Annotated in this window: 17 protein-coding genes and 1 tRNA gene; 11 read left to right on the forward strand and 7 right to left on the reverse strand. The window is 37.7% G+C overall.

All coding sequences use genetic code 11. The annotated features are described in order from the left end of the window. Positions 1-31: 31 nt before the first annotated feature. Entirely contained in the window at positions 32-937 is a 906-nt protein-coding gene (locus ACLLO5_RS10010) for an alpha/beta fold hydrolase (RefSeq protein WP_413175295.1), read from the reverse strand. Positions 938-1,129: 192 nt separating this feature from the next. Between ACLLO5_RS10010 and ACLLO5_RS10015 the strand changes: the two genes are divergently transcribed. Then, a complete protein-coding gene (locus tag ACLLO5_RS10015; protein ID WP_413175296.1) occupies positions 1,130-2,674 on the forward strand; it encodes an S-layer homology domain-containing protein in 1,545 nt (514 codons plus the stop codon). 118 nt (positions 2,675-2,792) lie between these two features. Continuing rightward, a complete protein-coding gene (locus ACLLO5_RS10020; protein ID WP_413175297.1) occupies positions 2,793-3,152 on the forward strand; it encodes an S-adenosylmethionine decarboxylase family protein in 360 nt (119 codons plus the stop codon). 137 nt (positions 3,153-3,289) lie between these two features. On the opposite strand, the gene ACLLO5_RS10025 is transcribed toward ACLLO5_RS10020, so the two are convergent. The 5 genes from ACLLO5_RS10025 to ACLLO5_RS10045 all read right to left on the reverse strand — a co-directional run bounded on the left by ACLLO5_RS10025 (position 3,290) and on the right by ACLLO5_RS10045 (position 8,495). Next, positions 3,290-4,159: a DUF350 domain-containing protein gene (locus ACLLO5_RS10025; RefSeq protein ID WP_413175298.1), complete on the reverse strand. Its 870-nt coding sequence runs from the start codon at positions 4,157-4,159 to the stop codon at positions 3,290-3,292. Continuing rightward, the gene (locus ACLLO5_RS10030) at positions 4,152-5,210 is read right to left on the reverse strand and encodes a lipid II:glycine glycyltransferase FemX (RefSeq protein ID WP_413175299.1); all 1,059 of its coding nucleotides are present in this window, start codon (positions 5,208-5,210) and stop codon (positions 4,152-4,154) included. Before ACLLO5_RS10030 ends, ACLLO5_RS10025 begins: the two co-directional genes overlap by 8 nt. After that, on the reverse strand, positions 5,210-6,646 hold the full coding sequence (locus ACLLO5_RS10035) for a spermine synthase (protein WP_413175300.1): 1,437 nt from the start codon (positions 6,644-6,646) through the stop codon (positions 5,210-5,212). Before ACLLO5_RS10035 ends, ACLLO5_RS10030 begins: the two co-directional genes overlap by 1 nt. Positions 6,647-6,653: 7 nt before the next feature. Further along, positions 6,654-7,304 (reverse strand): DUF4178 domain-containing protein, encoded by a 651-nt coding sequence (locus ACLLO5_RS10040; RefSeq protein WP_413175301.1) that lies wholly within the window; start codon positions 7,302-7,304, stop codon positions 6,654-6,656. A 183-nt stretch (positions 7,305-7,487) separates the two neighbouring features. Then, a complete protein-coding gene (locus ACLLO5_RS10045; RefSeq protein ID WP_413175302.1) occupies positions 7,488-8,495 on the reverse strand; it encodes a mechanosensitive ion channel family protein in 1,008 nt (335 codons plus the stop codon). Positions 8,496-8,854: 359 nt separating this feature from the next. Here ACLLO5_RS10045 and ACLLO5_RS10050 point away from each other — a divergent pair, with 359 nt between their 5' ends. The 7 genes from ACLLO5_RS10050 to ACLLO5_RS10080 all read left to right on the forward strand — a co-directional run bounded on the left by ACLLO5_RS10050 (position 8,855) and on the right by ACLLO5_RS10080 (position 20,520). Then, on the forward strand, positions 8,855-9,772 hold the full coding sequence (locus ACLLO5_RS10050; protein WP_413175303.1) for a histone deacetylase: 918 nt from the start codon (positions 8,855-8,857) through the stop codon (positions 9,770-9,772). A gap of 62 nt (positions 9,773-9,834) precedes the next feature. Continuing rightward, positions 9,835-14,157 carry an AAA domain-containing protein gene (locus tag ACLLO5_RS10055; protein WP_413175304.1) on the forward strand — a complete coding sequence of 1,441 codons (4,323 nt, stop codon included), beginning with the start codon at positions 9,835-9,837 and terminating at the stop codon, positions 14,155-14,157. Next, positions 14,138-14,989 (forward strand): hypothetical protein, encoded by an 852-nt coding sequence (locus ACLLO5_RS10060; RefSeq protein ID WP_413175305.1) that lies wholly within the window; start codon positions 14,138-14,140, stop codon positions 14,987-14,989. Before ACLLO5_RS10055 ends, ACLLO5_RS10060 begins: the two co-directional genes overlap by 20 nt. 116 nt (positions 14,990-15,105) lie before the next feature. Beyond that, entirely contained in the window at positions 15,106-16,245 is a 1,140-nt protein-coding gene (gshA, locus tag ACLLO5_RS10065) for a glutamate--cysteine ligase (RefSeq protein WP_413175306.1), read from the forward strand. Between the two features lie 234 nt (positions 16,246-16,479). Continuing rightward, positions 16,480-16,941 carry a tRNA (cytidine(34)-2'-O)-methyltransferase gene (locus ACLLO5_RS10070; RefSeq protein WP_413175307.1) on the forward strand — a complete coding sequence of 154 codons (462 nt, stop codon included), beginning with the start codon at positions 16,480-16,482 and terminating at the stop codon, positions 16,939-16,941. A gap of 927 nt (positions 16,942-17,868) precedes the next feature. Beyond that, positions 17,869-20,301 (forward strand): peptidoglycan DD-metalloendopeptidase family protein, encoded by a 2,433-nt coding sequence (locus ACLLO5_RS10075; RefSeq protein ID WP_413175308.1) that lies wholly within the window; start codon positions 17,869-17,871, stop codon positions 20,299-20,301. A gap of 145 nt (positions 20,302-20,446) precedes the next feature. Continuing rightward, a tRNA-Met gene (locus ACLLO5_RS10080) sits at positions 20,447-20,520 on the forward strand. Between the two features lie 221 nt (positions 20,521-20,741). Here the strand turns inward: ACLLO5_RS10080 and ACLLO5_RS10085 are convergent. Beyond that, entirely contained in the window at positions 20,742-22,838 is a 2,097-nt protein-coding gene (locus tag ACLLO5_RS10085; RefSeq protein ID WP_413175309.1) for an amylo-alpha-1,6-glucosidase, read from the reverse strand. A gap of 320 nt (positions 22,839-23,158) precedes the next feature. Here ACLLO5_RS10085 and ACLLO5_RS10090 point away from each other — a divergent pair, with 320 nt between their 5' ends. Together ACLLO5_RS10090 and ACLLO5_RS10095 are read left to right on the forward strand one after the other, a co-directional pair. Further along, complete coding sequence (locus tag ACLLO5_RS10090; RefSeq protein ID WP_413175310.1) at positions 23,159-23,770, forward strand: peroxiredoxin; 612 nt, start codon at positions 23,159-23,161, stop codon at positions 23,768-23,770. Between the two features lie 118 nt (positions 23,771-23,888). Beyond that, the gene (locus ACLLO5_RS10095; RefSeq protein ID WP_413175311.1) at positions 23,889-24,434 is read left to right on the forward strand and encodes a peroxiredoxin family protein; all 546 of its coding nucleotides are present in this window, start codon (positions 23,889-23,891) and stop codon (positions 24,432-24,434) included. Positions 24,435-24,446 lie beyond the last annotated feature (12 nt).

The following is a 24,446-nucleotide window of genomic DNA, read 5'->3' on the forward strand; positions in this document are numbered from 1 at the left end:
CCAATTACCAATTCCAGATGGTTTTTGTGTTTTACCCTACCGACTCCAAAACTTTTTGTGCTAACCAATCTATGATGTGAGCATTGACAACTTCTGGAACTTCGTCATGGGGACAATGACCGGCATCAGGAATAGGAACAATTTTGATATCTTTGCCGTTTTCACAAGCCTCTTCGTAAATCTTAGCCCCAGTAATTGGTGTCCAAGGATCATTAGCACCCCAAATTACTAATAAAGGATATTGTACCTTAAGCAATAACTCTTCTGGAGTGGGTCCGGGAGGTGCTGTGAGGATGGAAGCAAAAACTTGTTGCGCTCCTGGATCACAGGATGGTGTATAGAGTAAATCAACAAGTTCATCAGTTACCGCCTGGCGATCGCAATATACTTGATACAATGTCCGGCGAATTTGCGATTTTTGGCGAATACGGTTAAAAACGAATTTACCTGTAATCGGGTTAGCTACCAACTTGTTAAAAGTGGCCATCACAACTCGTAGAACTGGGTTCAATTCATGGGGACGGTGACTCAAACCACCCGCAGAGTTGATTAACACGCCACCAGCAGCAATTTCCGGGTATTCTGCTAACACAATTAAACTCAAAAGTGCGCCAATGGAATTACCAATAAATATTGCTGGTGTTTGGATATGTGCATTCCAAAAATCTTTTAATAGTTCTGCCCACACTTCCATGCTATAATCTATGGCTGCTTTATCAGAACCACCAAAACCTAACAAATCCAAAGCAAAGACCCGATAACCAGCGTTAGCCAAAACGGGAATATTTTTGCGCCAGTGACCAATGGAAGCACCAAAACCGTGAATTAGTACCAAAGGCTGACCGCTACCCATCACAGTATATTGAATGCTGTAACCTCGCCAAATCCAAACCTGTTTTTCTAATGTTTGTAAATCCTGAGTTGCGATCGTTGTCATTAGTTAAGATTCCTAAAGTATTATCTCTTTATGGTAATCCTCCTGGCATTCTAGACAAAAAATTATGGAAAAAGCGATATATGACGTACACTATCACCTGTAAGTTTCACCTAGATAAAAAGGCAATCAGTTAAGTAAGCTTATTACCTACTTAACATTTTAGGTGCATAAATACGGTGTGAGATGAATACCATGATTCTAAGTAGATTAACTCATTTTAGGAAAGTCGCTATTGCCGCAGTTTCTGTTATAGCGTTGTCGCCAACACATTCTACTTTGGCAGCATCAGATTTATCTGCTACAGTCGCATCAAAACCTAGTGGTGATAGTCAGCAGCTTTTAGCACAAAAACCTACTCGTGAAACAGTAGATACAGATAGTACAACAACTATTGGAGAGGAAACTGTAACTACTACTACTGCTACCACTGTAAAGAGGGAAAAATCAGGATTTACTCTTTATATTTGGCAACCAGGAGGAACAATTTCCGAAGTAATTGCCCGTGTTTCCATTAAAGGTAAACATGGCAACAGGTTTAATAAAGAAAGATTTTTAGGTGATTACAAATATAAAATTAAGCAGAAAGCCAAATTTGTGAACGGGTTTAAATTGGGCGATCGCATAGTTGTAAGATTATATGATACCCAAAATCGTTTTATTGGCTACACAGAATTTGCGTGCTTACCCTATCACACCGCCGTCAACTTGATTTTATCCGCCGACCCCAGACAAGATCAAGTAGTTCGCGTCTTTTATGGCGTTGATAACAACGAAGATAGCATCGTTGACAGAGATGCCACCATTGCCTACGACTACTTCACCCGACTCAACAACCAAAAAGTTACCTTTCTCGAAACCTCAGAAAACATTAAAATCACCCAATACCAAGCCGCAGGATTTTCCAACGTAGCCAAAACCAGCGTTTATCCTGTATCCTTCAGCGAAGGAGAATTCGCCTTAGTCGGAAAATCCATTAGCACCGTTGATTCAAGCCTAGCAAAAGCTTTAACAGCCCTTCCTGGAACTTTAGTACAGCTAACCCAACTTACCAACAACCCCACATATCAACTCAGCCAGTTATTAAGTAAATATCGTTCAGTAGGTGTAGCCAAAGGTATCCAAGTCACATTTTCCGACATCTCCAAAGACTACTGGGCCAAAGACTATATCGCTGAATTAGCAGCAATGGAAATAATCGAAGGTTTCCCCGATGGTACTTTTCGACCCAATGCCCCAGTCACACGCGCCCAATTAGCCACCCTGTTACAAAAAACCTTTATCAAAAGTAAAATTCGTCCAGCAATAGCCTTTCGAGATATTCCCAAGGGATATTGGGCAGAAAATGCCATTCGTGAAACTTATGAAATGGGCTTTTTCACCATCCTTAATAGCAAAAACTTCAACCCCACACAAAAGCTTACTCGCTTAGATGTTTTAATCACATTAGCCAAGGGATTGAACTATAAATTCACCGGTTCAACAAAAGATATCCTATCAATATATAACGATGCCTCCAGCATCAAAAGCGAACACCGTAATTTCATCGCTGCAATAACACAAAATGGCGTAGTTGTCAATTATCCCAACATCAAATTGCTGAATGGTAAAAAAGTTGCCACCAGAGCAGAAGTTAGTGCATTATTATACAGAGCATTGGTAAGTGCTGGTGAAGCCGCTGATTTCGCTTCCAAATACACCATTAAGCCAGTTAAACCAGATATAGCAGGTGATAGGTGACAGGTGACAGGTGACAGGTGACAGAATGTAAAAGGCAAGAGGTAATATATAATTCTCTCCTGCACCTCTGCACCCCATTACACCCTTTCTTTACTGAAAACTTTTCCATTTACAGAAAGTGATTAAGTCTCATCATTTTTCAGCAATTCTACCAGTTACACAAATTGTTTATAGTTGGCAGAAAACCGAATTTATAGAAGTTTTAAAAAAAGCTGCTAATACAGCAGAATTCAATGTAGTTGGTGAACTAGCTTTTGCATTTCAACCACAAGGAATATCAGCAGTTGTTTTATTGTCAGAATCTCATATAGCACTCCACTTTTGGCCAGAACAAGCGAAAGTGACAATTGATATTCATATATGTGATTATCAAAAAGATAATTTAGCAAAAGCGCAACTTTTAACACAGATACTCACAAAAGAAATTAGCAGTTCTGAATATTTAAATAACTGGCATTATTTATCTATTAGTGGTTAATAGGAATTACCCAAGTGTCACACCAAAAATATACCGTAGCCTTAACAAGGGGGGAACTGGAATCAAAGTCCCCCTTTTCAAGGAGGATTTAGGGGAATCTAAAAGGACTTTTCAAACATCCTCTAAACTAAGCACTATCAAAAACACCAAGCAATTAAAAAAGAAGCAGCAATATAAGCAAAAGCTTCTATTAAAGCTGCACCCACATTTGGTATTTCTTGATTCACAATTTCGTCAGAAATTTTTACACCAGGAACTAAAATTAAATCTGCTAACCAACGAATTCCTATTAGAGAACCTAAACAAAATAAGAGAATTAAACCATATTGAGTAAAACTCACCAACCAATTTTCAAATTCTGGAGAAAATGCCACTCTGATTATGTTACCAGTGGCAATAAGTAAACCAGCTAAAGCTACTCCTGCGGCTGGGTTATTGCGTTTTTCAATTTCTGCAAATACATTATATTTAGTCACACGGGGATAGACATAACTTACTAAAACTAGCACCCCCAAACCTATTAACCAACTAACCAAACCAACTAACCAACCACCACTTTCACCAGCTAATGCTGAATTTAAAATTAAGCCATTAGCAATGTGGTTTCCTGCTTCCACATTCGCAGCACCAATATTTTGGTCTTGAATAATTTCCCGTTCACAATTAAATTGACGCAAAATTAATTTATCACCTATCCATGCACCAGCTAACATAAATACAATAACTGTTGCACCATAAGTAGCTAAATCTATCGCTTTATCCTGCCAATTAGTTGCAGTTTGTCCTAAAACACCACCCAAAGCAATCACAATACCAAAATAATAACCTACAAGGGCAACAGCAACAGCAGGATTATCTTTCACAAACAGTTCTAAATTTAATTCTAACCGTATGCGAAATAACTTTTGATAAGCTAACTGTCCCAACCAAAATAAGCCAAAACCAACTAATAATTCTATAGCAATAATACTTGCTTGGCTGAGAAAACTTATGATAATTTCATTCATTTTTACCACCCATTAAATTTTGGAATAAACTAATTAATGTATCTGCTAATTGATCATAAAAAAAGTAATCATGAGCGCCAATAGTGGTTACAGGTATACCGCCAAACTGACTCTTAAATTGAGAAAATTTTGCGTAACTGTGATTAGTATCACGAGTAAAACCATAAAAATCATAAAATTTACAACCGCGAAGTTTTGACCTTTGTATAGCTTGCCAATGTAAACCATAATTTGCCATTACTTCTCTATGTAAAAAGCTAGTTCCCCCATATAAATAAGTAGCAGTATGACCACAATATACTACTAAAATAGCTGCTAATATTTCTCCATTCCAGGTAGCTAAACCAATTTCTGCCATATTTGCTGCAAATAAAGTTTGACAGAGATTGATAAAAAAGCCATAAGGTTCACCAAAAAACTGCTGACGCTGTACAGTTTCCCAAAATAAATCATAGAATAAAGGAATAGTTTGGGAATCATTACTAAACTCTACTTTCACGCCATAACGTTGACTTAGCCGGATATTATAGCGCCCTTTAGCCTTCATTCCCCCTAAAATTTGCTCTGTATTTGGGCGTAAATCAATTAATAAAGATTCAGATGGTAATAAATCAACAGGTGCGCGGACAAAAGCATTGAGATAATTAGGTTTTTCTGTCCATAGTGGTTCAATACGAAATGCAATTGCTCCCTGTTCCTTGGCTAAAATTTTGCCTATCTCCAACAATAAATGTATTCCTCTTTCCGCATCAATTTTTGGTAATATAGGGCCACCAGGAGCAATTAATAAATTAGCTTTATTAGTATGAGGATATAAATAATAAATGCAACCACCGACTAACTCATTATTTAAAAATAATCCGTAGCGAAAGGTTTTATAACCTTCCAATTCTTTAAAATCAGCCCAAATAGAAGTTTGCATAAAACAACCAAATTGAGCAGATTTAACCAGCAAATCCCAAGTTGTAATTTCGACAGTTGTTAATTCTCTAACAGTTAAGGAGAAACCATTTTCAATGACGGTAGTTTTGAGATCATTATCAATCTTCATTAATTACCATTCCGTAAACGTTTAATAATGCTATATAACCAATAACCTCCAAGATAAGTTAATACAAAACCAAAACCTTTTAAATCATCAGTGCTATCCCCAGAACTATTACTACTACCGGAATATGAGCCTTTAGCAAATACAGAATCTGGTGCTACTAAATTAGCCATTAACAACGTTACTGATAACAGAGCAATAAATTCAGCCATTTTAGGATTTAGTTTTCCTAGCGGCTGATTTGAGCTAATTTTATCAGCTAAATTTTTCAATTCATTAGCAATGTGTGGTGGTAATTCCTGCGCTCTCGATAGTAAACTATTTAGTAACTGTTTAACGTCTATTTCTGATAATAATTCCTGAAGATGTGATAACCATGCTGTTGTCATCTTAGAATTATGATAGCGATGACGTACAGGTAAATATTGATGAATATCTGGTAAGGTCTTTTCAGCATTGGGAGCAGCGTAAATATTTTCCAACCAAAACTTAGCAACTGATTCTAAATTTAGGGAATTATCGTCTCCTATTTGTGCATTTACCTGTTCATTAATATCTAAAAAATCTAGATATTCACCTGAATTTAAAGATATTTGTTTTTGCTTATCTGAATAATTAAGCAGGTAATAAAATAACTTTTCATTTTCCAAAGAGTGAATCGTAACTTGATCACGAGATCCTGCTATTCCCTCATCAAAAATAAACGCTGATAGTAGCTGTTGATGATTTATAGCATTTAAATTATTAGGTAGATAAATATTTTCAATTTCTTCTCTCAATACCACTGATGATGATCCTAAAAAGAAACCCCAATTACCATAACCGTGATCACGAAATGAAGGAATATCAATTTGTAAAGGTTTAACTAATAAATCTGCTGATAGTAATGTTTGATATAAACACCAAAAAGCATGATTATTTTTATAGGGTGAAACGGCATTAGTAGCAATTATTCCAGAGTGACTTATAACCAGATTAATTTTTTTAAACCACTCCTGACTATATATTGTTGTTTCTTCTGAAGAGTTAGGATAAGTAAAATCACAAATGACAACGTGATAATAATCAGCGTTTAATTTGCTAACAAATTCAAAAGCTTCTTGAGTGTAGACAGTCACTTTTTCCTGTTCTAGACTTCCCAAGTTATAAGGTTTAAAAACTGTATTAGCTAATTCTAAAACCTCTGGATTGTAATCTACTAAATCTATTTTTTTAACTTGCTCAAAACGTAATACATCTCTAGCAGCTAATCCATCACCACCACCACAAATTAAAACCCGCAAATCTGTATGAGGAAATCTCTGAATTGCCAATGAGATAGCAGGAATTACCAAATATTCATGATATATTGCTTCATCAGTAGTATCAAACTGCAAATCCCCATTGATATAAAAGGCAATACCATCATCATGTTGTTCAATAAATAAAGAATTATTCATAGAAAATTTATCCAAAGATAATTAGAAATATTCCAGTCGCTAAAACTAATAATGCCATGATCAATTCAGTAATTTTCTGTGGTGTAAAATTTATTAGCTGCCGATTTTTACCCACTCCTTTTTGGATTTTAGAAAAATCTTCAGGCTTAACTATCTTGGTTGAGTAAATATCTAATTGTAGATTGGGAAAAGCTTCTATTGCTAAATTTGTCAAATGGTCTTTATCCCAATAATCCCAAGTAATTCGAGATTTTGTTTTTCCTTGAGAATCATAACTTCCCTCAGTTTGCGACTCAAAATAATAGGATTTATAGAAAAGTTTCAATTCTGGATATGGGGTACTTAATGCTTGCATTTCTTGCCATAATCTAGACGCTGACACTATATCTTCTTTAGAGTCTGGCAAATATAAATGCACATTTTGCAACTGGTTGGAGATATACCAAGTGACAGTGTTTATTTCCTGGGTGGGGTCGTATTCCCGCAGTAAATAATATTCCGACCCACTTTGTGATTTCAGCAACCATTCATCTGTTTGATAACCTTCGGGGTCTTGATAGGTACTATAATCTCTGATATCCCAATCTACATTAGAATATCTAATGCGATCGCCTGGACGCAAGGCATGAAGTTGAGTTTCAATATCAACTGTATACATACAAGTATAACCATGAGTAACTGTAACTTTCAGAACCTGATTGAGAGATACATCACTATATAATCTATTCCCAGTTTTTTCCCAGAAAATTTTAAATCAATTTACATAAGCAAATTTCCAAAAAATATTTTGTATAAAATATCACATTTTGTACTAGCATCCCCAAAAATCCCCAGTATTAATTCAGTTATTGTGCATATAAACATCTCGCACAGGAAAAGGAATTTGAATTCCTTCCTGCTGATAGCGTTTATGTAGCTTCTTTACAAACAAATGTTTACCAATTCGCTGGTCAAAAAATTCGCTTACACGCATATAAAGAGTAAAATCAATACTAAAATCATTAAAAGTATGAAACCTCATATAAGGTTCAGTTTCAATTAATCCTGGAGCAATTTCTTGCATCACCTCTTTAGCAACTTCCACAGTTACTCTTTCTACTAAATCCAAATCGCTATCATAGCTTACACCCACATTCATAGTCAAAGTAATTTCTTTAGCTGGGAGATGGTAATTGGTAAAAATTGCCGAAGCCAACTTAGAATTAGGAACAATAATCACATTATTAGAAATTTCCTTGATCGTCGTATTTCGCCAAGTAATATCTGTAACATAACCCTGATGACCATCATCTAATTTTACATAATCTCCAGTTCTCACCTGTTTAGAAATAACTAAATAAAAACCAGAAAATAAATTAGCAAGAGTATCCTGGAGAGCTAAACCTACCGCTAAACCTCCAATTCCTAATGTAGTCACTATGGGAGTAATTTGAATACCCACAGTTTGCAGTAAAATTAACGTTCCCAAAACTAAAACCGCAATTTTAGCCAGATTAGAAAGTAGTGATGTAGAAACTCCTTCAGTTCGCTGCACGAATAAAGTTACAAAACCAGATGTTAACCTAGCCAAAACTAACGTCACCGAATAAAGCAAAATTATCGTTAGAACTTTTTGCAGAACATTGATAATATCTGGTTTAAGAGGAGAACTCAGAATAGCCCAAAAAAAACCTGCCAGAACAAACCAGATAAACGTCATTCTGTGCAGTGATAGAAATATAATCTGACTACCAGGGATTTGTTTATTAGCAACAAATGTGTTGAGCTTTTTGAAAAAAACCTTTTCCCCAATTAATCCAGCTAGTAAGCCAGCTAAAATAAATCCAAGCGGGATAATCCATTGCATCATAGATAATTGTGAATTAAAAACTTCCAAATTAGGTTATCAGCATTAAGTCAGCATTTAACAAAATAGTGATATAGCAGGTGACAGGTGACTAATTCATCCGTCTTTATCTGCGTGTATCTGCGGTAAATTATTCTGGAAATCTTAATTCTATGTAGCTTCATCTTAATTCGGTATAAAATCTATGTATAATAGTATTCTGTTCAAAAAAAAACTGTCCATTTTTGCAAAAATCACTTATGTAATCGCGTTATTTTTGGAACAATTTTAAAATTGATACCACTCTCACTCCAGAGAAACTTTCTACACATATCCTGAGTAGTTGTTGACCTAAAAATTTAACGGTGTAACTTGCCTAAGCAATGGATTTACCCATCATTTACCATCAAGATTATATAGCTCCTCTACCACCAGGGCATCGCTTTCCGATGTCTAAATTCCGACAACTCTATGAATTGCTGTTAAATGAAAGAGTAGCACAACCAGAACAATTTCACATTCCTGAACGTCCACCCCAAGAGTGGATTGAATTAGTTCATACCCCAAATTACGTTCAAGCTTACTGCCAAGGAACATTAGAACCAAAAGCACAGCGACGCATTGGTTTACCTTGGAGTCCAACTTTAGTAAATCGTACCTGTGTCGCAGTAGGGGGAACAATATTAACTGCTAAATTAGCAATCAATCAAGGTTTAGCTTGTAATACTGCTGGTGGAACACATCATGCTTTTCCCGATTATGGGTCAGGCTTTTGTATCTTCAATGATTTAGCAATTGCTGCTCGCGTTATGCAAAAATTAGGACTTGCTAAAAAGATATTAATCGTCGATTTAGACGTACATCAAGGAGATGGAACAGCCTTCATATTTGAAAACGATAACAGCATTTTTACATTTTCCATGCACTGCGAAATTAACTTTCCTGGAACAAAACAAAAAAGTGATTTAGATGTTCCTTTACCCATAGGAATGGAAGACGATGCTTATTTACAAACTTTAGCTAATTACCTTCCAGATTTATTATCACAAATTCAACCAGATATAGTATTTTATGATGCTGGAGTTGACACCCACATAGATGATAAACTTGGCAAACTAGCCCTAACAGATACAGGCATTTTTCGCCGAGAAATGCAAGTTTTAACCACCTGTGTCAGTGCTGGTTTTCCAGTAGCTTGCGTTATCGGTGGAGGTTATGCAGATGATATGAAATCCCTAGTTTGGAGACATTCTCTATTACATCGAGCAGCCAGTCAAACCTACCACCAATTTCATCTCTAACTCCAAAAATCAATCAAATTAATCTTTGTACTTATGCGTGACCAAAAAATCTAGGAGTATTCATGCCAATTTTAACAAAAAAACACAACTCAGAAACCTGGGGATACACCTTAATAAATTCCACAATTGATACTTTAGTTAGGCATTTTGAAGGACAAGAAGCAGTTAAATTTTATCCAGATTTTCGGGAAAGAAAAGAACGCGCTCACGAATTAATTTTTGAATGTGTAGGTAAACAACCTTGTCTATTTTATATTCGTCGTCAAGGTGCGGCAAAAGAACAAGGAGAAGAAATTTGGGATTTAACAATAGCTACTGATGAAAGTGAATTTCCCTTACCCAAAAGACTCAAAGAATTAAATAAAACTATAGGATTTAGAGCCGCAGTCAAAAAAAATGGCTCTAGCGGGTTAAAAATTCTCTCAGCTTACTTATTACAACCCTCACGGGGACAAGCTGATGCTTATGCTTTAGCATTGCCCTTGCAATTAGTTCCAAATCATCATTATCCTATTGATATAACTCCCAAATTATTGGCACAAATAGCCAAAATGCCAATATGCGGTAATCATGTACCGACAGAAGATCAATTACAAGCATGGAAAGCATTTTTAAAAGTTGAAGAAAGAATTGCTAAAGCTAGACAATTTTGTGTATATTGCATCAATTATAAATATAGTAAAAATAAAAGAGAAATTTCCTTAGAAATTAATACCAACTCAGCTACCCTTGATGGGTCAGAAGAGAACTTTTTAGAAATAGATAACTTTTGGGAACGAGTAAAACAGGCAAAAAATCAAGATATCAAATTTTCTGATTCTATTCCCACGGAAAAAAATCGTCGCAGTAGTCGTCAATTAGGAACTATTGAAAAAATTGATCCAAAACATAATCTTATCAATATCAGAATAGATCGAGATATAGTTGAATATATAGAAACAGGGAATTATCAACTACCAAAAACAGGATATTTATTTTTTGATGCTGCTGGTGATATCAAACAAATTGAACGTAAAGAAAAAGCCTTAGAACAGTTAAAACAAGGACGCACACAGAATCCCTATTTAGGTGACTTCCTATTTGACGCTTCCCAAGCTAGACCTATACAAAAAACTGTCAAACTTAAAGCCAAAGATTTGTTATTATCCTCTGCAAATTCAGGTCAAAAAGCATCTGTTGAAAAGGTACTTGCAGCCCAAGATTTAGTTTTAATTCAAGGACCACCAGGAACAGGTAAAACTACTGTAATAGCCGAAATTTGCTATCAAATTGCTTTACGGGGTGGACGCACATTAATTACATCTCAAGCCAATTTAGCAGTTGATAATGCCCTCAGTCGATTAGTTCACAACCCTGTAATTCGCGCTGTTAGAAAAGGAAAAGCTGAAAAAGTTGGTGAAGAAGGACAAGCATTTTTAGAAGACCAAGTAATTGATAGATGGCTAGAAAATACAGCCACTGATTGCGAAAATAACCTGGCTCAACGACAAGAAAATATCCAAATATTTCGTAAATTATTAGTTGTCAAACAACAATTTGCAGAATATTTTCAAGCTGAATCAGAATTTAATCAACAACAAGATGAATTCAAAAAAGAGAAGGAAAATTTAGATACAATCTGTAAAAATCAAGAACTTGTCTACAATGAAACTTTAACCCAAAAAGCTGCAATCGAATCCTTAACTAAAAATCTGGATAAAGTTCTCAAATCCAGAGATAATATCAATTGGGATGCTTCAGAAATTAAAGAATTTTTACCACTTCTTCAACCCTATCAAGAAGGAAATCTGCAAGTAGAAAATTTTCGTGAAAATGTTCGTCAAGCGATTAAATATACAGATGTACTTGGCTTTGTTCGTCCTGCACGTGGTGCATTTGGTTTAGCGGTTTGGTTACATGAAACTATAGCAACAGAGATTGCTGAATTTAAACCAGCATTAATTTATGCTAATGATGCGACAATCGCTATGTCAGAATTAGCTAAATTAGTAAATATTTTCAAACAGAGTTCTACATATTTGCATCAGTTACAAACAGAGTATCAGCAATCGCTAAATCAGGGACAAAGCTTGCAACCAACTATTAAAATGTGGGAGAACCGTAAACGAGAAATTGATTATATTATCGAAGCAGTTATAGAATGGAAAACTACAGCTTATAACCACCTTTATCAAATTTTAAAAGATTGTCAGCAATCTAATTTACCACTAACAGATAATATGCTAAATCTACCACTAGGTTTAGTGATGTTTGCCAATAATTTAAAATTACCCCTCATACCAAAAAATTATCAAATTAAACTTCCAGATTGGCAACCATTAGCAAAAGCTATCTCTTATGAAATCGAGGGTAAATTCACTGACCGACAAGGTAAACAGCATAATTTTAGTTATTTTTTACAACAAAATTTCAGTCAAATTCCCATAGTGCTATCAAAAAGCGATCGCACAAAATGGCAAGAAATTTATCAACAGTTTGAGGATTATCAATTACTCACCTCTAAACAGCGGAAATTGCTAGTTGAAAACACCCAAACTTTTTTAAATAAATTGAAAAAAACCTACAGCACAGCTTATGAATTAAATAATATTGACTCTACTTTAACTCGAATTACACAAGAAATCTTAGATATTATTTTAGCAAATGCCCGTCAATGTGTTGCCAAAATTAAAACTGAAGCTGAACAACAACTTAATATTCTCCAAAAACAACAACAACAGTTAGATAAAACCCCCAAAAATGATATTACCCAAGAACAAATCTTGGAAACCCAATCTCAGGTAGAAAAAGCTAGTCAAGATGCTAACTCCCAACTTATAAAAGTTGTCAATATCTTGGAAGAACTAAATAAACAACAAAAAATACCAGTCCAATTACATCATCTCATACAACAATATTTAGCCAAACAATCAAATATTTGGGAACAGCATCAAGAATTTTCTAAGCAAGTTAAGTTGTGGCAAGATACCATAATTCAACTTGAAATATTAATTCCATCACTAGAACCTTTTACTATCTTAGAAATAATCAAAGCATCTCTCAATGAACAATTGCTGCAAATTAAAAAAGAAACTAAATCTGCCCTGCAAAACCTCAAAAAAGCACAAACTAAAATAGATGAATTAGAACAGCAATTACAACTACAGACACCAGTCGCTTTAATCAAAGAACGTAATTGGTGGGAACTAGTATGGCAAGAAATACCTGATAAATTCAAGCCGAAAAACCCAGAAACTGATTTATTCAACTTAGAATTTTTAAACATAGTTAAAAACAGGTTTGATATTTGGCAACAACAGCTAGAAAATGAAGAAAATTATCTGCACAGATATCAGAATTTTGTCCAAAATTGGATTACAAAACTACGTCAACCTTCAGAACGTGATAGTAAAGATTTGAGACGAATTTATTTAGATAATGCTAACGTCGTTGGTATCACTTGCGTTCAAGCTGCAAATTACAATTTTTCTGAAGAATTCCAGTCTTTTGATGTTGTCATTATTGATGAAGTCAGTAAATGCACTCCTCCAGAATTACTAATTCCTGCTTTAAAAGGCAAAAAATTAGTCATGGTAGGAGATCATCGACAATTACCACCCATGCTGGATACTAGCACAGTTGAAGAAGTTGCTGCCAAAATTGGACATACAAGAGAAGAAATGCTTTTTTTAGAAGAATCATTATTTAAAAGTCAGTTTGAAACCGCTGATTCAAGCATCAAACAAATGCTAAATACCCAATATCGAATGCACCCAAATATCATGGGAGCAATCAATCAATTTTATGATGGTAAATTAGAATGTGGTATTTTAGAACCTGATACTAAACGCGCTCATTATCTAGCAGGGGAAATCATTAAACCAGAACACCATTTAATTTGGGTAAAAACGCCCAGAGAAAATGTATTTCAAGAAGAACGTTTGGGAACTTCATTTTTTAATGTTAAAGAAATTGATGTCATAGAAAAAATATGTCAGCAATTTGAAAATGCTTGGAGTTATAAAATTGCTAATGGTGAACCAAAAAAGGAAATAGCTGTAATTACATTTTATGGCGCTCAACTCAGAAAAATTGATGAACGTTTGCAATCTAACCTTTTCCCTTCCTTGCAAATTAGAACAGGTACAGTTGACAGATTCCAAGGAATGGAAAGACCAGTTGTGATTGTCAGTATGGTGCGGAATAATTATCAGGGAGATGTGGGATTTGCTAAAAAGCCAGAACGGGTAAATGTGGCTTTTTCCCGCGCTCAAGAACTGCTGGTAATTGTCGGTTGTCACGATTTATTCACTAGTAAGCCAGGTACAGTTGGTGGTATGTATTCGGAAGTGGCAAATATTGTTAATCATCATGGAGGTTTTATTGATGTTTCCTACTTCTGCTAATAGACCTATTGATGATAGTCTCAAAAATTTAGTTACAAAAATTGAAACAGAAACTCCTAATTTTGTAGTTTTTGCTGCCCGTCAACTTCGCTATAGTTTACGTCAAAATACTGTTGAATTAACTATCAAAGAACCACGTCAATTTAATGTTCTTGAAGAATTTATCATTCGTGCAGGTATTGAATTTGAAACTCCACCGACAGCGGATGAATTAGCATCTGTACTTGGGCTAGATTCTGTGTTTGTCAAAAGTACAATTTCTAATCTTCAAGCATTACAAACTCTGGTGGTAAAATCACCAATTACAGTAACTGAGGAAGGACGCTCATTTTATGAAAAAGGAACTGTGCCACAACCACCTTATGCAGTTCAAGTTTATGCTATTACTAGTTCTTTAGATGGAACAGTAAATTTTCAAGCAGAGTCTTTAAATGATGCTACAATCAAATTACCTGATTTAGCAACGTTTGTAAATATGGAACAAAAAATTAACCAAATTTCTGCTTTTGCACTGGATAAAATCCAGCAGATGATTCAGGATTCAGGTTTGGCGTTTCATGTACCAGAAGAGGGGAAATTAGTTACTGCTTTCAAGGTCATACCACCAACTCAAACATTTTGGAAAACTATATCTCTGTTAGTGATTTTCGATGTAATTGCAGATAAATTAAATATTCAAATCCGCAGCGGTAAGCGAATTTTAGAAACTCCGTCCAATATGCTAAATTCCCTACTCAAGGAAGGTAAAATTTCCTTGGAAGCATTGTTTGAATTATCAGAAGCAACCATCAATTTGGAACGGGAAGCAATTCTTAATCAAAAAAATTCGTAATTAGTCAGTTCTCAGTTGCTATTCTCCCTCTACACCCTGCCCCCAATTACCCAGATGCAAAAAATCGTCTAATTCGATACAATTTATGCAAATAAGGAGAGCCGAGGAAAAAAAAAGTGGTCTTAACAAAAGGCTTTGAAATTGAGATGTATACTGGCACGCCTCAAGGTGAAATTGTCGGACTCTCCGACCAAATCATCACGGATTTGCAAGGATTTATGCGGGAGCCAGATAGCCGCAACGTAGAGTACATAACTAATCCATCCACGAATTATGATTCTCAATTGTGTGGGTTGCTGCGTCCTCGGCAGGAGTTGCGTAAATATTTGCAGCGATTGAACAATTACACATTAATACCAGGCAGTACCCTATCCTTGGGTGGGAGCGATCGCTTTCATCGTTCTGACCCAACTAACCCCTATCATGATTACATTGAGCAAACCTACGGCACAAAAGTAGTCACCGCCAGTGTACATATTAATATTGGCATCAGCGACCCAGAAATATTAATGCGTGCCTGTCGAATTATTCGTCTGGAAGCACCTTTATTTCTTGCTCTAAGTGCCTCATCACCATTTTTAGATGGTCAAGCCACAGGTTATCATTCTACCCGTTGGGGACTCTTCCCTCAAACCCCCAATCATGTACCCTTATTTGCCAGTCATGCCCATCATATTCAATGGGTAGAAGCACAGCTAGAAGCCGGAACAATGCAAAACGTTAGGCATCTGTGGACATCAGTACGACCAAATGGCGATCGCCGTCCTTATAATTTAAATCGTCTAGAACTGCGAATTTGTGATTTAGTCACAGATCCCATTTCCTTACTAGCAATTACCGCCCTCCTGGAAGCACGATTGCTACAAATTATCGACAACCCCAACATCGACCCCCTCACCCAAAGCAGTTTATCCCCAGAAGAACTAATTACCTTAACCGCTAAAAATGAAATGGCAGCAGCCACATCCAGTCTGGATGCCCAATTGCAACATTGGCAAGATGGTAGTACCATACTCGCCAGAGACTGGATCGCCCAACTATATCAAGAAGTTTGGGGCATAGCCAAACAACAAGGCTTCAGTTGTTTTCTTTCTCCCTTACACAAAATTCTCCGCGAAGGTAACGAAGCCCAACAGTGGTTACAACTACACAAAGTTGGTGTTGATGCCCACCGTGTCATTAACCAGGCAATTATTGCCACCCAACTACGAGAACAGGAACTAGAAAACAAATTATGTTCCTCTTTGGTTGGTTAGAAGCAATTCAGAACTGGGGATTGGGAAGATGGAGAAAAATTTCTCTTCCTCCCCCCTCTTTTTTCCTCATTTTTAATTTTAAAAATCTAATCTTTCCCCAGCGATTAGTGCCTATTAACAAAACCTATAGATCATCTCACTCTATCTTGGGGTACATTTTGTTTCATATCCTCATCAATCCTGATATTTCCTCCTTACTTACAAGTTTTTGAGTTTTGAATTTTTAATTGTTATATGCCCCAAATAGTCTTAGTTAACCCACAAATTCCACCAAATACAGGTAATATTGCCCGTACTTGTGCCGCTACAGGCACAGAATTACACCTAGTTGGTCCTTTAGGCTTTGAAATTAGCGATCGCTACCTCAAAAGAGCAGGTTTAGACTACTGGCCTTATGTTAAACTCCACTATCACGAATCTATAGAAGCATTCCAAACCATCCATCAGCAGCGCGGCGGCAGATTGTTAGGCTTTAGCGTCCGTGGCAGTTTTAACTATATCAATTATCAATTTCAAGCCGATGATTGGCTATTATATGGCAGTGAAACCACGGGCTTACCAGCAACCGTTCTCAGTACCTGTGACTCCACACTCTACATACCCATGCATGAACCCGGAGTTCGTAGCTTAAATCTATCCGTCAGTGTAGCGATCGGCTTATTTGAAGCCCGCCGTCAGTTAGGCTATTTAACTTAAGTTCCACACATAGCAAAGCAATAATAGCAATAATATTAAAGAAATTGTTTACAATAGTTAAAAATTGTTTAGGTATAAAAACTTATAGAGGTTCAACAATCATAGCTCCAGAGAAAAAGCCAAAAAGCCCATAAAATCAATCTTTCACCGTCTAAAACCTCAACTTCCAACTGGTATAGTCATATCTAACATATTTAAGTGACCTCCCAAAAAAATCCGGAATAATACCTAAAGTAATCATCAGTGCGGTCAAGTACCAATACCCTTTCTACCTCAGTAAAAAAAACCAGATTAGTTGCATAAGAGATATATAAGAAATTTGTATATTAACTTTGATTCCTAGTGAATAGTCAATGATAGATTTTAGTGAATTCAAATTCTGTCTAGCCTGGAGATAAAATCAATCAAAGCATTTACTGGAAAGCATCTTAGCTATTTGTATCCTTAGACACAATCATAGGATTCAAAAATCCTTAGTAATTTGTACGGTTGTTTTTTAGGGAAGAAACAACGTAAAGTCTCCAGTTGATAAGACTGATTGAATAAAAAAACCTAGAAAATATCTACAGCAGGAACATCGTTTTGTCAGAAATCGCCGCAGACCAAATGCCAACAGCCAAATTGGACTCAGCAAAGCTATCATATTTGTCTGAATCCTGCTGGCAAAGCAAAATCAGCAACGATAACTGTCAACAACGAACAATTCTGTGTTTTATGAGGAGTGGTGACAGACAAGTCAATACAAAAATTTTAAGTTTTACTAACAAGTATGAACTTGTCTAAATCAGAGAAGCAGGTTAATCTTGCCTAAGTATCTCTGGTGAAAGTGATCTTGATATATCGTTTGATGTGATCTCAATCATGGATTAATATCCAACTAAAAAAATCAAGGTCAATTAAGCGAAGCGTGATCATAGGAGGTCGTCTTTGAAACGAGCATTGAAAAAGAGAGTAAAGGCTGTGTTGAACAATAACCCCAACAGCGATGCTGCCCCGGTCGAGCAGTTAAACGAGACAAATCATAAAGCAAACCGCCGGGCTAGAACCCAAGCCGCTATGATAGGCTTGGCAATCTCAATGGGCGCAACCAGCCTTTTGGTGACTCGACAAAGCGATCAAGCCCAAGCAGCGGCTCCTGTTGGCAGTCAAAAAGCAGCCTCAACGATTCCTGCTGTTTCTGACACTGAGATAAAATTTGCCGCCACCAAGCTGGAGTCCCAAGCAGTCTCTTCAGCGAGGTTGCCTGAAAATCCTGTTATTCTGGAACCAACAGCAGTTTCGCAAGTGCCTGGGCTTGAAGCTAAATGGCCGATTACAGCCAATGAAATGGCTGTCCAAATTCCTACATCAGAAGCTGACAAAAATGCCATCTACTTGCAATCCCAAGTAGATCAGGGATTGAATACTAACTCAGTTCAATCCAGATTACAAACAGCCAACCAATTACCTGAAATCAGAGTACAACAACTATCCAGCAGTCAAGGTGTTGCAGGCTCTCAACCCACAACCGTAATTGTGGAATCAGCAAACACAGTCAGCAATGATGTTGATGCACAACTCAAAGCGCAGCAAGAATTCGCCCTGAATCGCTTACAGGAAAAATCAAACCGATTAAAAAATAGTTTAGCCGAGTTGCGGTCTGAGGAAACTCAAAAGCTAACACAAGCTGGTATTGAAATAGCACAACCAACAACTGTAGCTGACAAAACTGTAGCAGCACAGTCGGAAGAAGAAGCAACAGATAGCAGCCAAGTTAGTTTGATCTCCAGGTTAAAAGAGGAAAAACAAACAAGTGCAGGAATGCAGAAGTTAACATCATCTGCACCAGCTGCACCTAGAGTTGTTGCCCAATCATTTGGGACAACCTATGAAGTTAGACCAGGAGATACATTAGCTGAGATTGCCACTAATTACGGTATTTCAGTCTCAGAACTAGTTAAAGCTAATAATCTAGCAGACCCCAATCAATTACAAATCAGTCAACAACTGATTATTCCCACAGCTAGAGCAGAACGGAGCAATTACGACCAGTCAACTGTACCTGTGCGTACTTTCGTCCAGTCCAACAATATTGCCACAGTTCCTAGTTCTCCTGTGAACAAACTTGATTTAGATGCCAATCTACCTCAAGTTTCACAGCCATCAGGAGTAAGAAATAACAGCAGTGTTGCTATTTCTATTCCCACAGTTAAGGAAAATCAATTTCAGACCAAAACTTCCGCTACCACCAATAGCGTGAGTATTCCTGTCCCAGAAGCTCAGGAAAATCAATTTCAGGTTAATACTCCGGCTGCTACTACCAATAGCGTGAGTATTCCTGTCCCCGTAGCTCAGGATAATCAGCTACAGTCGGGAGAAAATGACCTCTCTTCCTCTATCAGTTATGGTGTGGGTGGTGAGACTCCATCACGCGATCGCGTCACCAAAATCCCAACGGCTCAAAAACAACCTCAAAAGGTAGCCAAGGTCAAAGGTAACGAACGTCTCCGCAGCTTACAAGCAGAAATTGAGAGATTACGCGAAAAATATCGCGCTCAAGAGTCTGGTGTAACTGTACAAACAGCGAGTACAACCGATGATGCCACAGCGCCCGTTGTCATCGAGACAGGCAATCAATTTGCCCCCTCTAGAGTTAATTCTCAACGGAATGCGGTAGCAATTCCTGTACCAACACCAATACTACCCAGTTACAGAGAACAACCTGTTAAGCCCCAATTGCGTGCTGCTCGTCCCATGAACGAGCCAATTAACCCAGAGTTCCTGCCCAATCAAACAACTTCATCTGGTAATTTTGCTCGCAATAACTCATCTGGCATCAGATTGGTTGTTCCTTCTGCTGGTGTTAACTCGACCGACTCCTTGGGTAAATTGCGAGGAACCAGAGTATCCCCAGCATTACCACCATTGGCAGCAGTTGATTTATATCTGCCTAAAAATGTTGACCAAAATAGTAATCCTCAATCTACCTCTTCAGCATCTTACATTTGGCCTGCTAAGGGTGTCCTCACCTCTGGCTATGGTTGGCGCTGGGGCAGAATGCACAGAGGTATTGACATTGCTAACGGTGTAGGCACACCAATTTATGCTTCTGCTCCCGGTGTGGTAGAAAGAGCAGGTTGGAACAACGGTGGTTATGGCAATGTGGTTGATATCCGTCATCCTGATGGGAGTATGACTCGTTATGGTCACAATAGCCGAATTTTAGTGCAAGTAGGTCAACAAGTGGAACAAGGGCAAACTATTGCTGCTATGGGTAGCACTGGTTTTAGCACTGGACCTCACAGCCACTTTGAAGTCCACCCAGCAGGTAAGGGTGCCGTGAACCCAATTGCGTTCCTACCATCGCAGGCACGTCTATAAAATGCCTAGCTATTTGTTAAGCAAGTAACAGTCTTGTTCGTAGAGGGAGATTTGCTCCCTCTTTTATTTTGGAAAAAAATTTTGATTTGGGAATTGCCATAGCCAAAATCGTATGCTATCTTAATAGAAGTTGATAAAACAACACGGCTCAGTAGCTCAGTTGGTTAGAGTACGGGACTCATAAGCCTGGGGTCGTCAGTTCAAATCTGACCTGAGCCATTCTTAAAATTCGTGGGTAATTAACTGCATAAGTTAGCGGATAAACGCAGATACTGAATCTGTGTTTTGTTGTTAGTAGCAATAGTACAAGCAGGTACAAACCAAGAAGGCAAACTTTATCATTCACCTAATGGAAATTTTATTGTTTGGGTGAAATAAAACCAAATTTGGTAAAAATCCAGTGATACCATGTTTGATGAGTAGTTACACCACAAATGCAATTACTGATAATGCCGTATCACTTCAGCAACAGACCAAGCTTGTGCGATCGCACCCCTGGATATATGCGGTGCATCACCATCAAAAATTTCCGAAATTGAACCCAGACAAGCACTAGATAAGAAGTGATCTAAAAGTGGTTGCCAGTCAAAAGGCATAGGTGCTTCTGGGTAAAAACGCTGCCAAGACCGGATATAAGAACCAATCAACCAAGTCCAAACGGTACCTTGATGATAAGCGCGATCGCGTTTTTGTGGACTACCCTCACATTTCCCCATATATTCTGGATCATCTGGATCAAGACTTCGCAAGCCGTAAGGAGTCAATAATCGAGAAGTTGCCAAATCCAAAACTTGACGACCTTGCTGAACAGAAAAACCGCAATGATGCAAAGATAAAGCCAAAACTGCATTGGGGCGAATTTGCGAATTCCGGCGATCGTCTGGGTCAATAACATCATAGAAATAACCTAGTTGTGGATTCCAGAATTTCTGCAACGAATTTTTTACCTGTTCTGCTTGCCGTGCGTAGCGTTGTGCTTGATTAGTCAAACGTAAAAAATTATCTGTATCTATTTGGCTTAAACGTTCTGCCCACTGACTCAACCAACATAAAGCCGAATACCACAGAGCGTTGATTTCTACTGACTTACCACAGCGGGGTGTTACAGGTAATCCTTCCACCAGTGCATCCATCCAAGTCAAAGCCACACCATTAGCATCCCAAGAAATTAGCCCATCAATGGCATCAACTTGGATATTGTAGCGAGTACCACCAACAAAAGCTTTGTGAATTTGCTGCACAACTGGAAATTGCTCTACCAAAAACTGCCAATCTTCAGTAGCTTCTAAATAAAGTCCTAAAGTTTCAATCCACCATAAAGCAGCATCAATACTGTTATAAAAAGGTTCGCTATCAACATCGGGAAAAGCATTGGGAATCAGCCCATAACGACAATAACGGGCAAAAGTTTTTAATAATCCTTTTGCTATGTCAAAGCGTTTTGTAACCAGTGTCAATCCAGGTAAAGCGATTAAAGTATCTCGTCCCCAATCACCAAACCAGTGATATCCAGCAATCACTGTAGGGCCTGCTATGGAATTACGATAAACAATAAATTGATCACTGGCCTTGAGTAGTTGTTGTTTAATAGGTGACAGGTGACAGGTGACAGGTGACAGTGCAGAAGAGGGTGTAGGGTGTGGGGTGTAGGGTGTGGGGTAAGAGTTTGCTGATAACCAACCAAAAATTTGAGTAAGTCTTTCTTGTTCTGCGTCTACTGCTTCTGCAAAACTATCAGGAGAAAGAATTGCTGGTTGAGAGTCGGGTAAACCCACTTGAGCTTCTAGGGTGACTGTATCTCCTGGTTGGAGGTTAACTGTTAAATAACCGGGACTATAAAGGTCTTGGCGATCGCCTAATCCTCGTTTTGTTTCTTCCAGTAAACTATAATTCCAGTACCATAGTCCATGGGATTGATACTCTCCTTGTGTCCAGCGCAGATGCCATGGTGTACCAAATTCACCACCATCATTCATTTGCAAACAAACCATCTGTTGATTGACCAGTTGAGAAAACTGTATTTCTTTACAGCCTCTTTGTTGATGATGAAAATTGCGATCGCCTATAAACAGCCTTAACCTTAAAATCCCTCGTTCCTTACCCTCATACCGATATTGAATCAAAATTCTTTGGGTAATAGGTGATTGGGAAAAATCTTCTCCTCCTGCTCCCTGCTCCCTGCTCCCCTGCCTTTCCCAATTCCCATTTGGCATCACCAACTGCCTGGTTAACTGCCAGTTATCCCCACTCCAAACCCATTTGGGAACAGGGTTAATATCGAAATGGTGCAGGAATTTATAGCCTGTGGGTTCAATTTCACCACCACCCCAAATATTTGTTCCCAGTGCTATTGCTTTTCCAGTTATTTCTAAACTTGCTTCCAAATGGGAAAGTAAGAATTTTCGCCCAGAAGGTGGATTCGTAGCGGCAAATAACCAACCATGATAAGTCCTTGTATGCACATCCGCAACTGTCCCACTGGCAAAACCACCCAAGCCATTGGTTAATAACCATTCTCTAGTATCTAAATCAGTCATTCGATTTTGGATTTTGGATTTTAGATTTTAGATTTTGGATTTGAAATTTTGGATTTTAGATTTGGGGTTGGTAATGGGTAATGGGTAATGGGTAATGGGTAATGGGTATTGAAATTACTGTCACCTGTCACCTGTCACCTGTCCCCTGTCACCTGTCACCTTGTAATGGAATGATCGGTTATCGGTTACTCAAAATCGTAATGAGTATGATATAGTCGTAACAGATCGTAACTAAACTGTGACAAGCGTAGATGGGTAAGATTTATCTAACCCGTATTCTCACGCGAAAAATGGATATAAGTTGAAGGAGAACTAGGTTAATGACGCTCACTTACGGAACAGAAGGATGCCTTCGTGTTGGTCAGCAGGCTCCCGATTTCACAGCAACAGCTGTATTAGATCAGGAATTTAAGACAATCAAACTTTCCGACTATCGCGGTAAGTATGTCGTTTTGTTTTTCTACCCTTTAGACTTTACCTTTGTTTGCCCCACTGAAATCACAGCATTTAGCGATCGCTACGAAGAATTCAAGAAGCTTAACACAGAAGTTCTCGGTGTTTCTGTTGATAGCGAATTTTCACACCTGGCTTGGATTCAAACAGATCGTAAATCTGGTGGTGTAGGCGATTTAAATTATCCCCTAGTTTCCGATATCAAAAAAGAAATTAGCGCCGCTTACAACGTTCTCGACCCCGCAGCGGGTATTGCTTTGCGTGGTTTGTTCATCATTGACAAAGATGGTGTAGTTCAACACGCTACTATTAATAATCTGGCATTTGGCCGCAGCGTCGAAGAAACTCTGCGTACATTACAAGCTATTCAGCACGTTCAGTCCCATCCCGACGAAGTTTGTCCTGCTGGTTGGCAACCTGGAGAAAAAACAATGGTTCCCGACCCTGTGAAGTCTAAAGTTTATTTCGCAGCAGTCTAGGGAGATGAGGGAGATGAGGGAGATGGGGAGGATGAGGGAGATGAGGAGAATAACTTTTTGCCTGCCCCTCTGCTCCCATGCCCCTCTGCTCCCATTAACTTTTAATTTTTAATTACTTATGCTGACATCAACAGATTTTACTGGCTTATTTAATGAAAGATTCTTCCGCAATCTTTTACCAAAACCAGCATTAGATGATTTCAGGTTGGGAGTAGGAACACCAGATTTTAAATTATCAGATATTACCAATAATCGCACCCTAAAATTATCAGATTATCGTGGTAAACAACCTGTTTTACTGGCATTTACCCGAATTTTTACAGAAAAACAGTATTGTCCATTTTGTTATCCCCATATTAAAGCCTTGAATGAAAATTATGAGGAATTTACAAATCGGGGAATAGAAGTTTTAATGATTACTAGCACCGATAAAAAGCAGAGTCAAGTAGTTGTCCAAGACTTAGGCTTAAAAATGCCTTTATTGAGTGATCCTAGTTGTTATGTTTTTCGGACTTACAAAGCAGGACAAGCATTAGGAGCGCCTTTACCAGCGCAATTTGTATTAGATAAAGATGGGAAATTAATCTATAGACATTTATTTTCGTTCTTAGATCACAATGCCAGTGTAGAAAAATTACTAGAACAATTTAATTGTAAAATTTAGGAGTCAGGAGTT

The organism is Anabaena azotica SJ-1 (genome assembly GCF_047275885.1).
Lineage (GTDB): Bacteria > Cyanobacteriota > Cyanobacteriia > Cyanobacteriales > Nostocaceae > Trichormus_B > Trichormus_B azotica_A.